Here is a 13,468-nt window from a genome sequence, read left to right as displayed (position 1 = left end):
GCGCACAAGCTCATCGCCGACCACCTCGTCGAGGGCGAGATGGAGCAGGGCAGCGAGATCGGGCTGAAGGTCGACCAGACCCTCACCCAGGACGCGACCGGCACCATGGTGATGCTCGAGCTCGAGGCCATGGGCCTGGACCGGATCCGCACCGAGCTGTCCGTCCAGTACGTCGACCACAACCTGCTGCAGACCGACGAGAAGAACCCCGAGGACCACCTGTTCCTGCAGTCGGCCGCGCAACGCTTCGGCCTGTGGTTCTCCAAGGCCGGCAACGGCGTCTCCCACCCCGTCCACCAGGCGCACTTCGGCCGCCCGGGCGCGACCCTGATCGGCTCGGACTCGCACACCTGCGCCGCCGGCGCCCTGGGCATGCTGGCGATCGGCGTGGGCGGCCTCGAGATCGCGATGGCGATGGCTGGCCAGCCCCTCTACGTCTCGATGCCGAGGATCTGGGGCGTCGAGCTCACCGGGGAGCTGCCGGACTGGGTCAGCGCCAAGGACGTGGTGCTGGAGATGCTGCGCCGCCACGGCGTCAGCGGCGGTGTCGGCCGCATCATCGAGTACCACGGCGAGGGTCTCGCGCAGCTCACCGCGATGGACCGCCACGTGATCGCGAACATGGGCGCCGAGCTCGGCGCGACCGCGACCGTCTTCCCGGCCGACGACGCCGTGCGCGACTACCTCGCAGCGGTGGGCCGGGACGACGAGTTCACCCGCATCGAAGCCGACGCGGGTGCCGAGTACGACCTCATCGAGCACATCGAGCTCTCCGAGCTCGAGCCGCTGATCGCAGCCCCCTCCTCCCCCGGCAACGTGGTGCCCGTCGCCGAGGTCGAGGACGAGGAGGTCTTCCAGGTCGTCGTCGGCTCCTCGGCGAACCCGGGGCTGCGGGACTTCGCCGCCTTCGCCGAGATCCTCGACGGCCAGGAGGCCGACTCCCGCGTCTCGGTCGACGTGAACCCCACTTCCCGCGAGGTGCTCGCCGATCTCGTCGGCGGCGGCTGGCTGACCAGCCTCATCGGCGCCGGCGCCCGCATCCACCAGTCCGGCTGCATGGGCTGCATCGGCATGGGGCAGGCGCCCGCGGCCGGCCGCAACTCCCTGCGCACCATGCCCCGCAACTTCCCCGGCCGCTCGGGCACCGAGGAGGACTCGGTGTGGCTGTGCTCCCCCGAGACCGCGGCGGCCGCCGCCCTGACCGGGAAGATCACCGACCCCCGCACACTGAGCGAGAGCCACGGCATCGGCGCTCCCCGTCCGCAGCTTCCGGACACGTACAGCCGCATCGACCGCATGCTGATGCCGCCCCTGCCCGTCGAGGAGGCACGCGAGGTGGAGCTCGTGAAGGGCTCGAACATCTCCTCCCTGCCGGACTTCGCGCCGATCGAGGACGACCTGCGCGCCCCGGTGATCCTGGTGATGGGCGATGACGTCTCGACCGACGAGATCATGCCCGCCGGCTCGCGGGTGCTGCCCTTCCGCTCGAACATCCCCAAGATCTCCGAGTTCACCTTCACCCGGATCGACCCGGACTACCCCGCGAACGCGGCCGGGGCCGAGGGCGGTCACGTGGTGGTGGCCGGGAAGAACTACGGGCAGGGCTCCTCGCGCGAGCACGCCGTGATCGCGCCCCGATACCTGGGGCTGCGCGCGGTCATCGCGGTGTCCTTCGCGCGCATCCACTGGCAGAACCTCGCGAACTTCGGGATCCTCGCCCTCGAGTTCGACGATCCCGAGGACCACGACCGCATCGCGACGGGTGACGAGGTCTCGATCGACGGGGTCCACGAGGCTCTCGCCGCCGGGACCTCGCTGACCGCGCGCATCGGTGACCGGGAAGTCGGCGTGCACCACCGGCTCTCGCCGCGCCAGGTGGAGATGGTGCTGGCAGGCGGGCGGATCCCGCTCGCCGCGCGGGAGGTGTGAGACCGGCTCGCTCAGCCCCCCTCAGCCGACGAGCGCCAGCGCGAGCGTCGCGAGCGGCACCGTCACCACCACGGCGAGCGCCCCGAGCGCCATGAACCGTCCCCACGAGATCCGCACGCCCATGTCGGCGATCCGGTGGTGCCACAGCAGCGTCGCGAGCGAGGCCCACGGCGTCACCAGCACGCCCGCGTTCACCCCGATCAGCAGAGCCATCAGCGAGCGGGGGTCGTCGGCCGCAGCGGGCTCGAGCAGCAGGAACGCCGGCAGGTTGTCCAGGACGTTCGCGCTCACCGCCGCCGCTGCCGCGGTGCGCAGCAGGCCCAGCGGACCCGTCCCGCCGTCGGCCGCGCGCAGCAGCGGGGCGTCCAGTCCCTGGGCGTGCACCGTTCCGACCAGCACGAACAGGGCCAGCGCGATCGCCAGGGGCTGCCAGGGCAGCAGTCGGGCGCGGATCACGGCGGGGCGACGCACGGCGACGGCGATCAGCAGCACCAGCGCGGCGCCGGTCGCCGGGATCCACGCCTGGTGGATCACCACCAGCAGCGGCAGCAGCACGAGGACGACGACTGCGCTGAGGTGCAGCAGAGTGCGGTCCTCGACCGTCGGCGGGGGCGGAGCGGCGAAGCGTCCGGTGAGGTCGCGTCGGAACACGAGCGCGAGGATCAGCAGCGGCACCACGATCGCGACCGCCGCGGGGGCGGCGCTGCGGGCGAGGAAGGCGAGAGTGCCGCCGCCCATCGCCTGACGTGCCAGCAGGTTCGTGAGGTTCGAGATCGGCAGCAGCAGCGAGGCCGTGTTCGCCAGCCACACCGTGGCCAGGGCGAAGGGGATCGGCGGGGCGCCGATCCCCTGCGCCATCAGCACCACCACGGGCGTCATGATCACCGCCGTGGTGTCGAGAGAGAAGAACGCGGTGCAGACGACGGCGAGCGCGCAGGAGGCGGCCCAGAGGGCGACGGTGCGTCCCCCGGAGGCGACGGCGATGCCGCGGGCGATCACGTCGAGCAGCCCCGCCTCGAGCGCCAGTTCGGCGACCACGGTGATGGCGGCGACGAAGCCGAGCACCGGCAGCACCCGCTCCGCCAGTGCCGCGAGATCGGCCGACGGCAGCAGCCCGCCGACCGCGCAGACCGCCGCGAGCAGCACCAGGACGGAGGTGGCCACCGCCCCCGGGTGGTCCCGCATCGCTCCGCGCATGAGCCGAAGCGTAGACCGGCCCGCGGCCCGTGTGCCCGGCACCGCCTCGACCGCGATAGCCTCGATGCCGCACGGGGTGCCCCACCAGGGGCTGAGAACACACCCGGAGAACCTGATCGAGCTCGTACTCGCGGAGGGATGCCACCGATGACCGACGCCCACCACCCGACCCCGACCACCGCGTCCGCGCCGGCGCCCGCACCCGGGGAGGGAGGGTTCACGCACGCGCTGCGCGAGGGCGTGCGCCCCGCCTGGGACCGCGCCGTGGACCACCGCTTCGTGCGCGAGCTGCACGCGGGAACCATCGCCGACGACGTGATGGCGGGCTACCTGATCCAGGACCACCGCTTCCTCGACGCCTTCCTGCAGCTGATCGGCGGGGCCATCGCGAGCGCCGACACCCCGGCGGCACGGCTGCGCTTCGCCACCTTCGCCGGCGAGGTCGCAGGCGACGAGAACACCTACTTCCTGCGCGCCTTCGACGCCCTCGGGGTGAGCGAGTCCGAGCGCGAGAGCACCCCCGACACCCCGGCGACCACGGGATTCCTCGCGATCTTCCGCGAGGCCGCCGAGACCAGTGACTACGCCGCGATCCTCGCGGTGCTGCTGGTGACCGAATGGCTGTACTGGGACTGGGCCCAGCGCGCACCCCGCCCGCTGCCGACGAGCTTCGTGCACGCCGAATGGATCGACCTGCACGACAACCCCGACTTCGTGGAGTTCGTGGACTTCCTGCGCAGCGAGCTCGACCGGGTCGGCGAGAGCTCCCCGCAGCGCGCCCGCGAGCTGTTCGAGCGCACCGTGGATCTCGAGAACGACTTCTTCGACCAGTCCTACGGCGAAGAGCAGCACCGCGAACGGCAGCACGACGAGGGACAGGAGGCACGGCGATGAGCCTGTTCACCCGACTGCGGGAGGCCGCATCCGAGGACTGGGAGGCCTACACCCGTCACGACTTCGTCACCCGGCTCGGTGAGGGCACCCTGCCGCTTCCCGCCTTCCAGGACTACCTGGTCCAGGACTATCTCTTCCTCGTGCAGTTCGCGCGGGCGAACGCGCTCGCGGCCTTCAAGTCGCGGTCGCTGCACGACATCGGCCGTGCCGCGGAGTCGCTCAACTCGATCCTCGAGGAGACCGCCCTGCACGTGGGCCTCACCGAGTCCTGGGGGATCTCGCCCGAGGAGCTCGAGAGCACCCCGGAGAAGCAGGCGACCGTGGCCTACACCCGCTACGTCCTGGACTGCGGGATGGCCGGTGACCTGCTCGACCTCGAGGTCGCCCTCACCCCCTGCACCCTGGGCTACGCGGAGATCGGCACCGCCCTGGCCCCGTCCCTCGAGGCAGCCCCGGACCATCCGTACGCGACCTGGATCGCCGAGTACGCCGGCGAGGACTACCAGGCCGCGGCCCGCTCCTCGCACGCCCACCTCGACGAGCTCGCCGGCGGGGAGCTCTCCCCCGCGCGCTTCGCCCAGCTGGTCACGGTGTTCCGCACCGCGACCCGCATGGAGACCGCGTTCTGGCAGCAGGCCCTGGACGGAGCCCGCGTGGAAGCATGAGGGCGTGAGCACCGCGCGTGTCCCCGATCCCTCCGCCGCCCTCGGCACCGAGCGTCACCGGGAATCCCATCAACCCTTCCTCCACGACCTGACCGCGGTCCTGCACGCCCCGATCCAGGTCTGGTCGTCCGCGGACGGTGAGATCACTGGGACCGGGGCCCAGGGCGTCCACATCGGGGACACGCGTGTCGTCTCGGACCTGCGCTGCACGCTCGCCGGGGCCGAGCTCACCCCGCTCGCCACCTCGGTCGTCTCGGCGCGGCAGGTGACCTTCCGCCATCTCGTCACCAGCCCGGGCATGGTCGAGGACCCTCTCGTGATCCTGGAGCGCACCCGCAGCGTCGGCGCCGACGGCGTGCACGAGACCCTGCGCCTGGTCAACGACGACGACCGCCCCCACGCGCTACACCTGGGGATGGGGCTGGTCACCGATGCCGCGACGATGTCGCAGGTCAAGGACCCGCGTCTGCTCGCCACACAGGACCCTGCCCGCCCCCTGACGGCTCTCGACGGCGGGACCGTCCGCTGGCGGTTCGGCGAGCACGGCGAGGCCGCTCTGCGCACCGGGGACGGCTCGGCAGCGGGGGCGCCGGCGGGCGATGGTCTGTCGGCCCGAGGCTCCTCTCCAGACGGCCCCTCGGTCGACGGTCCCGTCGTGACCTGGGACCTCGCCCTCGAGGCGCCTGCGCACGACACGGCGACGACCACCTGGCGGCTCGACCTCTCCGACCCCGGCGTCCCCTTCGCGCCCCTGCGGGAGGCGGCGTCGCTGACCACGACGGCGATGACTCCCGAGGCGAGCACACCGACCAACCCCGACCCCGAGCATCGCGCTGTCACCGACCTCCTCACCCGATCCCTCTCCGACCTCGACGCCCTGCGGCTGCAGATCCCGGATGATCCGAGCCGTCACTTCCTCGCGGCGGGCGCCCCGTGGTTCTTCACCCTGTTCGGGCGCGACTCGCTGATCGCCGCCTCCCTGCTGCTGCCCGTCGACCGGCACGTCGCCGAGGGGACCCTGCGCACTCTCGCCCGCCACCAGGGCGTGCGCGTGGATCCGGAGACCGCCGAGCAGCCCGGCAAGATCCTCCACGAGGTGCGCGCGCAGGGCATGGAGCTGGAGGGCGGCCACCTCCCGCCGGTCTACTACGGCACCATCGACGCGACACCGCTGTGGATCGAGCTGCTGCACGACGGCCTCGCGGCGGGCCTCGACCCGGTCCTGCTCGACGAGCTGCACGCGCCCCTCGAGGCCGCGGCGACCTGGCTGCTCGAGCACGCCGATGCCGACGGCGACGGGCTGCTGGAGTACCTCGACGCCTCCGGGCGAGGCCTCGCGAACCAGGGCTGGAAGGACTCCGGGGACTCGATCCGCTGCGCCGACGGCTCGCTGGCGAGCGGCGCGATCGCCCTGGCGGAAGTGCAGGGCTACGCCCACGCCGCGGCCCTGCACGCCGCCGACCTGCTGGAGCAGGCAGGCGACAGCGACCTCCCGCCCCGCCTGCGCGCCGTCGCCGCCCGACTGCGCGAGGTCTTCCAGGCCCACTTCTGGTGCGAGGACGAGCTGGGCCCGTACATCGCGCTCGCGCTCGACGGGGAGAAGCGTCCGGTCGACGGCGTCGCCTCGAACATGGGGCATCTGCTGGGCACCGGGATCCTGGATGCCGAGCAGGAGCGCACGGTGGTGCGCCGACTGATGGACCCGACCCTGTTCTCCGGCTTCGGGATCCGCACCCTGTCCACGACGAACGGCGGGTACGGGCCGCTGCGCTACCACGGCGGCAGCGTGTGGACCCACGACACCGGGATCATCCTGCGCGGCATGCTGCGCTCCGGATTCCAGGCCGAGGCGCAGGTCCTGGCCCGCGGTCTGCTGCGCGCCGCATCCGGGTTCGACCAGCGCCTTCCCGAGCTGTTCGGTGGGCAGGGATCCGACGAGGTCGAGGCCCCCCTCCCCTACCCGGCCTCGTGCCGCCCGCAGGCCTGGGCGGCGGCGAGCGCGGTCCCGATCGCGCAGACCCTCGGCGTGCTCGATCCCCCACGGCCGCCCCACCGCCTCCCCTACGATCGGGACACCACCCGACGACGCGGAGGACCTCGATGAGCGACGGCAGCAGCCCCCTGAACAGCACGTCCACGACTGCGGCGGCCGGTGACGCGACGGGAGCGGCCGGCGCGGGCGAGGAGGCGGCGCCGAAGCCCGAGGACCACCTGGAGACCACCGCGCACGTGCTCGAGCTGCCGGACGGCTCCCTCACCTACACCGCCACCACCGGCACCTACGTCCTGCGCGAGGAACCGGAGGGCGAGACCTACGCACGCGGCGCCGCCTACGCCGAGCTGTTCGCCGTCAGCTACGTGGCGACCGACCGCGGTGACCAGCGCCCCGTGGTCTTCGCCTTCAACGGCGGTCCCGGCGCCTCGACGGTGTGGCTGCACCTGGGTCTGCTCGGGCCGCGCCGCGTCGACTCCGGTGACACCGGCGCGCTCACCCCGCCGCCCTTCGGCCTCCTGGACAACCACGAGACGATCCTGAAGGACGCCGACTTGGTCGTGGTCGATGCGATGTCCACCGGGTTCTCGCGCCCGGCGCCGGGAGCGAAGCCCGACCGTCATCACGGGCTGGTGGCCGACCGTGACCTGATGGCCTCGTTCATCATGGACTGGCTGACCCGCAACGAGCGCTGGCTCTCCCCGCTGTATCTCGCGGGCGAGTCCTACGGGACCACCCGCGCGAGCGCCGTCGCCGCCCGGCTCGTGGACCGCTACAACGTCGCCCCCGCGGGGATCGCGCTGATCTCCCCGGTGCTGGACTTCTCGACGATCGTGTTCGCCGAGGACTACCCCGCCGGGAACGACGCCCCCTACGTCCACTACCTGCCCACCTACGCGGCGATCGCCCATGCGCACGGCAAGCATCCCGGGCGTTCCCTGCTCGAGGTGGTCGACGAGGCCGAGGCCTTCGCCGAGGCCGAGTACCCGCAGCTGCTCGCGCAGGGCCACCGGCTGGACGCCGAGGACAAGCGCGCGGCGGCCGAGCAGATCGCGGCGCTGATCGGCGTCGGCCCGGACTGGGTGGAGCGCGCCGACCTGCGCGTGGAGCACATGGCCTACCTCGCCGAGGTGCTGCGCGTGGAGGGTCGGATCGCCGGCCGCATCGACGGCCGCTTCTCGGCGCCCACCGGGAACCTCAACGCCGCCTCGATGGAGACCGATCCCTCGACCGACCAGCTGGGCCCCGCCTACACCGCGGCGATCAACCAGTACCTGAAGAAGGAACTGGGCTTCACGACCGACGTCGTCTACGAGATCTTCTCGCCCGCGGTGCACCCGTGGAGCTACAAGGAGTTCGAGAACCGCAGCGTCGAGGTGGCCTCCGATCTCGCGCGCGTGCTGCGCAAGGTCCCCTCGACCAGGGTGTTCGTCGGCCACGGGTACCACGATGCGGCGACCCCGTTCCACGCCAGCGAGCACGTGCTGGCCCACCTGCCGATCCCGACCGACGACTACCGCGAGCGGATCCGGATCGAGTACTACGAGGCCGGCCACATGATGTACGCCCACGAGCCCAGCCGCATCGCGCTCGGCGAGCACCTCGGGGAGTTCGTGCGCGGGGAGTGAGCGGGCGCCTCCGAAACCTCCTGACGCCGCTCCCCGCCTCCCGTGTCACTGCCGCAGCAGCGGCTCCAGGTCCGAGGCGTCCACGAGCGGGTCGTCGAGGTCCACGGTGATCCGCGAGTGCGCCATCAGCCGCGCCGCCCCGGTGGTCGTCGAGTCCCAGGCGGACAGCCCCTCCACCTGCGTCGGCCCCAGCAGGGTGCCCACGAAGCTGCTGCCGCGCGGGGAGATCGTGCGCAGGGCGTCACCGGGTGCGAGCTCGCCGTCCTCGGCCATCAGCGCCAGCCGCGCCGAGGTGCCGGTGCCGGTGGGGCTGCGGCAGATCACGCCGGGGTGGACGTAGGTCGCCGAGGGCGACTCGTCGATCCCGTCGTCCCCACGGCGGATCGGTCCCGCGAAGTGCACGAACGGCAGCGGGCCGACGTCGCCGAGGGAGGGGTGCTCCTGACGCAGACCCGGCCGGGCGGCGCGCACGAACGCATCACCGAAGGCCGTCAGCGCGATCTGCTCCTCGGCCGTGATGGCGAAGCCGTGCTCATCGGCCCGGACCAGCGCGTAGTAGGCGCCGCTCCACACCAGGTCGAAGCGGACCGGTCCGTACTCGGGCACCTCGATCCGCAGGTCGCGGTCGGCGACGAAGGCCGGTTCGCCCTTGGTGGTGATCGACTCGACCCGGCCGTCGGCGCATTCGGCCGTGACCCGGGCGAGGCCCGCCGGGGACTCGAGGACGACCTGCTGGGTGCCGCCGGTCATCGGGATCATGCCGCTCTCCAGCAGCGCGGTCGCGGTGCAGATCGTGTTGGAGCCCGAGTACATCGGGTACCCCATCGCCTCCATGATGATGTAGCCGGCCTGCGCCTCGGGGTGACCGGGCTCGACGATCAAGTCGACGGACATCGCGGGGTCGCCGTAGGGCTCCGAGAGCAGCAGGCGCCGCAGACCATCTCCCTCGCGCTGCAGGTAGCGCGCCTTCTCCAGGGCCGTGGTGCCGGGGATCGGTTCGATGCCGGCGGTGACGATCCGGCTGACGTCCCCGCCGGACTGGGTGTCGATCAGCTCGACGCTGCGTTCACGGCGCATCGGGATCGCCCGCCGCGGAGCTGGCCTCGGCGCCGGCGAACGGTGCACCGACCTCGTCCCAGTGCCGGTCGGGCACCACGACGAGCTTGCCGATGTAGGTCTTGCCCATGAAGGTCCGCTGCGCCTCGTGGAAGTCCGAGAGGCGGAAGGTGCGGTCCAGCAGCGGGCGGATCCGCCCGCCCTGGATGTGCTCGACGAGCCGGCGGAACGCGGTGCGGGTCCCCTGGGAGGAGCCGTGCAGCTCGAGCTGCTTGAGATACATGGTGCGCAGGTCGAGGTCCACGACGGGCCCGCCGATCGCGCCCGCGGTCGTGTAGCGGCCCTCGGGGCGCAGGATCCGCAGCAGGTCGTTGAACATCGGCCCGGCCACCAGGTCGGCGACCACGTCGATCGGCCCGTCCGCTACCCGCTCGACCTCGGCGACCAGGTCCGGCGCATCCCGCAGGACGACGTCCTCGGCGCCGATGGCGCGCAACGCCTCCTCCTTGCCGTGGCTGGAGACGGCGTACGGGACCGCTCCCCGCACCCGCGCGAGCTGCAGGATCGCCGAGCCGACACCGCCGGAGGCCCCTGTCACCAGCACTCTCTCGCCCTCACCGAGGCGGGCGCGCACGAGCATCTGCTCGGCCGTGAGGTAGGCGCAGCAGAAGGTCGCCAGGCCCGCGTCGGGGATGTCGGCGCTGATCTCGTAGGCGTTCTCGGCGGGGACCGCGACGTACTCGGCGTAGCCGCCGTCGCGGCCGTGGCCGATGTAGTCGATGTCGGCCAGGGAGTCGTCGCTCTCCGGGCGGTTGTAGATGCTGAAGTCCACCATCACCCGCTCGCCCACGCGGCCCGGCTCGACGCCCTCCCCGACCGCCACGATGCGGCCGACGATGTCGGTGCCCTGGATGCGCGGGAACTCCAAGGTGGAGCGCCCGCGCCGCCAGGTGGAGACCTCGCTGGGGTCGGTGTCGCTGCCGTAGGCGCCCTCGCGCACCCACACGTCGGTGTTGTTCATCCCGCAGGCGTGGACGTCGATCAGCACCTCGCCCGCGGCGGGGCTCGGCGTGGGGACGTCATCCGCATGCACGAGCTGCTCGAGTCCGCCGTGGCCGACGAGGCGGACGGCCGACATCGTGGGCGGGATCGGCGGCTCCGGCAGGGCGCCCGCCGCGGCGCGCGCGGCCTCGTTCGGGGTGCCAGGTGTCGCGGTCACGGGGACCCTCCCGCCCTCGGAACGCGCCGTGCGGCGCGAGACGTAGGGAGAGCATGGCACCGCGGAGCGCCGCCGGTAAATGGGTCACCGAGGATCATCGGCCGGGGCGGGCGGGACCGCGCGCCCCGGCCGACTCTCAGCAGCAGCCCGAGGAGGGGTTCTCTCCCTGGTCGGCGTACTTCCGGCGCCAGAACTCCTTCTCGCTCAGCGGCGCGTGGCTGCACCCGGTGATGCGGTGGTGGTGCAGGTAGCGGTCGTAGGCGTCCGAGCCCAGCACGCCGCGGGCGAAGCGCCGCAGTCCCCGCAGCGCGGCGCGGGGATCCGGCGTCGGCCGGATCCCTCGCGCCGTCAGCGGCGACATCAGTGCCCCACCGTCCCGGCGAGGTCCTTCTCGGGGTGCTCGCGCAGGTGATCGGCCCAGCGGCCCTCGAGCTGCTTCTCCCCGGGGGTGGCGACCATGCCCGCCGGCGCGAAGTACTCGGACTCGACGCGCGGGGCCTCGGTGTCCAGCAGGTTCTTCCCGTTCAGCGCCTGCCAGGTGCGCCAGAGCGAGACCAGCAGGACGATGATCGTGCACACCACGAACAGGATCGACAGCGACCCCTGCACGGCGGTGTTGAAGACGACCGCGTGCATGTCCTCGACCGACTTCGCCAGGCCCAGCTCGGTCTTGCCGTCGGCCAGGGCCTTCCGGTAGGCGAGATGGTTCGCCCAGTAGCCCACCCCGGGATCCGAGGAGAAGATCTTCTGGGCCGAGCCGGTGATGGTGACGATGGCCGTGAAGGCGAGCGGCACGGCGATGATCAGCAGGCTCCAGGTGCGTCCCTTGCGGGCGAAGACCACCAGGCAGATCGCGAGCGCGACCGCGGCGAGCAGCTGGTTGGCGATGCCGAACAGGGGGAACAGCGTGTTGATGCCGCCGAGGGGGTCGAGCACGCCCATCATCAGGATCGATCCCCAGCCGGCGACCATCACGGCGGTGGTGAGCCAGGCACCCGGACGCCAGGAGTGGTCGCGGAAGCGGGGCTTCCAGCCGCCCAGGACGTCGGCCAGCATGAAGCGGGCCACGCGGGTGCCGGCGTCGACGCTGGTGAGGATGAACAGCGCCTCGAACATGATCGCGAAGTGGTACCAGAACGCCATCATGCCCGCGCCGCCGACCAGCTTGTGCATGATCCCGGCGAGGCCCACGGCGAGCGTCGGGGCGCCGCCGGTGCGCGAGACGATCGACTCCTCGCCGACGTCCTTCGCGGTCTGCGAGAGCGTCGCGGGGTCCAGGTTCACGCCGGTCAGGCCCAGGGAGTTCACGAACTGGGCGGCGCCCTCGATGGTGCCGCCGGTCGCGGCGGCCGAGGAGTTCATCGCGAAGTAGATGCCGCGGTCGATGGAGACCGCCGCGACCAGCGCCATGATCGCCACGAAGGACTCCATGAGCATGCCGCCGTAGCCGATCATGCGCATCTGGCGTTCCTTCTCGACCAGCTTCGGGGTGGTGCCCGAGGCGATCATCGCGTGGAAGCCGGAGAGGGCGCCGCAGGCGATGGTGACGAAGAGGAACGGGAACAGGGCGCCGGTGAAGACGGGCCCGTCGGTGCGCGAGGCGAACTCGGAGACCGCCGGGGTGGAGATGCTCGGGCGCACCACCACGATGGCGACGGCGAGCATGACGATGGTGCCGATCTTCATGAAGGTCGAGAGGTAGTCGCGCGGGGCGAGCAGCACCCACACCGGCAGCACCGCGGCGATGAAGCCGTAGGCGATGATCAGGCCCGCGAGGACGGGACGGTCCAGGTGGAACAGGGCCTCGCCCCAGCCGGTCTCGGCGACCCAGCGGCCGGAGACGATCGCCAGCAGCAGCAGGATCACGCCCACCACGGAGACCTCGAAGACCTTGCCCGGGCGCAGGAACCGCAGGTAGAGGCCCATGAACACGGCGATCGGGATCGTCAGGCCCACGCTGTAGACGCCCCAGGCGCTCTCGCCCAGCGAGTTCACGACCACCATCGCGAGGATCGCGATGATGATCAGCATGATGGTCAGCGTCGCGATGAACGCGGCGATGCCGCCGACCAGGCCCAGCTCGTCGCGGGCCATCTGTCCCAGCGAGCGCCCGTGCCGACGGGTCGAGATCACGAGCACCAGGAAGTCCTGGACGGCACCGGCGAGCACCACGCCGACGATGATCCAGATGGTGCCGGGCAAATAGCCCATCTGCGCGGCCAGCACCGGGCCGACGAGCGGTCCGGCGCCCGCGATCGCGGCGAAGTGGTGGCCGAACAGGATCCGACGGTCGGTGGGGACGTAGTCCTTGCCGTCGTACTCGGCCTCGGCCGGGGTGGCGCGGGTGTCGTCGGGCCTGACCAGCCGGTTCTGGATGAACTTGGCGTAGAAGCGGTAGGCGACGAGGTAGGTCGCGACCGCGGCGAAGACGAACCAGATCGCGTTGACGGTCTCGCCGCGGGCGAGGGCCAGCATCAGCCAGCCGATCGCGCCGACCAGCGAGATCGCCACCCACAGCACGATCTTCGCGGGGGTCCAGCGCTGCTCGGCGCGCAGGGTGTCCTCGTCGACCGCGGCGGGCGGGGCGGCGGCCGTCGCAGCGGCCGCACCGGCCCCGGCGGAGGCCGCCCGGTCGGAGGAGGGATCAGGGGAAGCGGGGGACATGGGGAGGCCTCCTGTGTCAGCGTCGACGGGCCGTCGGGGAGAACGGCCGGGGTCAGGCTACCGCCAGCGCGGCGCTCCTCCCCCACCGCGCCCGTCGCATCCCCTCGGCGCCGCGGCGGCCCCGCGCCTCCGAAGGAGCACCCCGGATGTGGCACGCGCCTCACATATCACGCGGAGTCGCTGGTCGTCCGGCGATCGCCGAATCTTGTCGTCCCGGCACTCG

At 72.1% G+C, this 13,468-nt stretch carries 10 protein-coding genes and 1 riboswitch; of the genes, 5 read left to right on the top strand and 5 right to left on the bottom strand.

Annotated elements, in window-relative coordinates; translation table 11 throughout:
- Nucleotides 1-39: 39 nt before the first annotated feature.
- Nucleotides 40-1,929: an aconitate hydratase gene (locus DEO23_RS01675; protein ID WP_240613211.1), complete on the top strand. Its 1,890-nt coding sequence runs from the start codon at nt 40-42 to the stop codon at nt 1,927-1,929.
- Between the two features lie 21 nt (nt 1,930-1,950).
- Here DEO23_RS01675 and DEO23_RS01670 read toward each other — a convergent pair whose 3' ends face one another.
- A complete protein-coding gene (locus DEO23_RS01670; protein ID WP_240613161.1) occupies nt 1,951-3,126 on the bottom strand; it encodes an SLC13 family permease in 1,176 nt (391 codons plus the stop codon).
- A 62-nt stretch (nt 3,127-3,188) separates the two neighbouring features.
- A riboswitch (TPP riboswitch) is annotated at nt 3,189-3,282 on the top strand.
- Here DEO23_RS01670 and DEO23_RS01665 point away from each other — a divergent pair.
- From DEO23_RS01665 to DEO23_RS01650, 4 genes are all read left to right on the top strand, one after another.
- Nucleotides 3,274-4,020 (top strand): TenA family protein, encoded by a 747-nt coding sequence (locus tag DEO23_RS01665; RefSeq protein ID WP_109274261.1) that lies wholly within the window; start codon nt 3,274-3,276, stop codon nt 4,018-4,020. (Overlaps the previous riboswitch by 9 nt.)
- Nucleotides 4,017-4,685, top strand: a complete 669-nt coding sequence (gene tenA / locus DEO23_RS01660) for a thiaminase II (protein WP_109274260.1) — start codon at nt 4,017-4,019, stop codon at nt 4,683-4,685. The genes DEO23_RS01665 and tenA overlap by 4 nt, the downstream gene beginning before the upstream one ends.
- Nucleotides 4,686-4,689: 4 nt before the next feature.
- Entirely contained in the window at nt 4,690-6,789 is a 2,100-nt protein-coding gene (locus DEO23_RS01655) for a glycogen debranching N-terminal domain-containing protein (RefSeq protein WP_109274259.1), read from the top strand.
- On the top strand, nt 6,786-8,306 hold the full coding sequence (locus tag DEO23_RS01650) for a S10 family peptidase (protein WP_109274258.1): 1,521 nt from the start codon (nt 6,786-6,788) through the stop codon (nt 8,304-8,306). The genes DEO23_RS01655 and DEO23_RS01650 overlap by 4 nt, the downstream gene beginning before the upstream one ends.
- A 45-nt stretch (nt 8,307-8,351) precedes the next feature.
- On the opposite strand, the gene DEO23_RS01645 is transcribed toward DEO23_RS01650, so the two are convergent.
- The 4 genes from DEO23_RS01645 to DEO23_RS01630 form a co-directional block, all read right to left on the bottom strand.
- Nucleotides 8,352-9,383 carry a proline racemase family protein gene (locus tag DEO23_RS01645; RefSeq protein ID WP_109274257.1) on the bottom strand — a complete coding sequence of 344 codons (1,032 nt, stop codon included), beginning with the start codon at nt 9,381-9,383 and terminating at the stop codon, nt 8,352-8,354.
- Complete coding sequence (locus tag DEO23_RS01640; RefSeq protein ID WP_240613160.1) at nt 9,373-10,581, bottom strand: alcohol dehydrogenase family protein; 1,209 nt, start codon at nt 10,579-10,581, stop codon at nt 9,373-9,375. Before DEO23_RS01640 ends, DEO23_RS01645 begins: the two co-directional genes overlap by 11 nt.
- 136 nt (nt 10,582-10,717) lie before the next feature.
- Nucleotides 10,718-10,942, bottom strand: a complete 225-nt coding sequence (locus DEO23_RS01635; protein WP_109274256.1) for a YbdD/YjiX family protein — start codon at nt 10,940-10,942, stop codon at nt 10,718-10,720.
- Nucleotides 10,942-13,245 (bottom strand): carbon starvation CstA family protein, encoded by a 2,304-nt coding sequence (locus DEO23_RS01630; RefSeq protein ID WP_109274255.1) that lies wholly within the window; start codon nt 13,243-13,245, stop codon nt 10,942-10,944. The genes DEO23_RS01635 and DEO23_RS01630 overlap by 1 nt, the downstream gene beginning before the upstream one ends.
- Nucleotides 13,246-13,468 lie beyond the last annotated feature (223 nt).

This window comes from Brachybacterium endophyticum (genome assembly GCF_003130585.1).
In the GTDB taxonomy this organism is placed as follows: domain Bacteria; phylum Actinomycetota; class Actinomycetes; order Actinomycetales; family Dermabacteraceae; genus Brachybacterium; species Brachybacterium endophyticum.
Note: the sequence above shows the minus strand (reverse complement) of the source record. Positions and strands in the feature narration are given on the sequence as shown.

Bases quoted from the DNA above. Each gene is read 5' to 3' on its own strand.
- DEO23_RS01675 (WP_240613211.1), top strand. From the start codon at position 40: ATGGAGCAGGGCAGCGAGATCGGGCTGAAGGTCGACCAGACCCTCACC.
- DEO23_RS01670 (WP_240613161.1), bottom strand. From the start codon at position 3,126: ATGCGCGGAGCGATGCGGGACCACCCGGGGGCGGTGGCCACCTCCGTC.
- DEO23_RS01665 (WP_109274261.1), top strand. From the start codon at position 3,274: ATGACCGACGCCCACCACCCGACCCCGACCACCGCGTCCGCGCCGGCG.
- tenA (WP_109274260.1), top strand. From the start codon at position 4,017: ATGAGCCTGTTCACCCGACTGCGGGAGGCCGCATCCGAGGACTGGGAG.
- DEO23_RS01650 (WP_109274258.1), top strand. From the start codon at position 6,786: ATGAGCGACGGCAGCAGCCCCCTGAACAGCACGTCCACGACTGCGGCG.
- DEO23_RS01645 (WP_109274257.1), bottom strand. From the start codon at position 9,383: ATGCGCCGTGAACGCAGCGTCGAGCTGATCGACACCCAGTCCGGCGGG.
- DEO23_RS01635 (WP_109274256.1), bottom strand. From the start codon at position 10,942: ATGTCGCCGCTGACGGCGCGAGGGATCCGGCCGACGCCGGATCCCCGC.
- DEO23_RS01630 (WP_109274255.1), bottom strand. From the start codon at position 13,245: ATGTCCCCCGCTTCCCCTGATCCCTCCTCCGACCGGGCGGCCTCCGCC.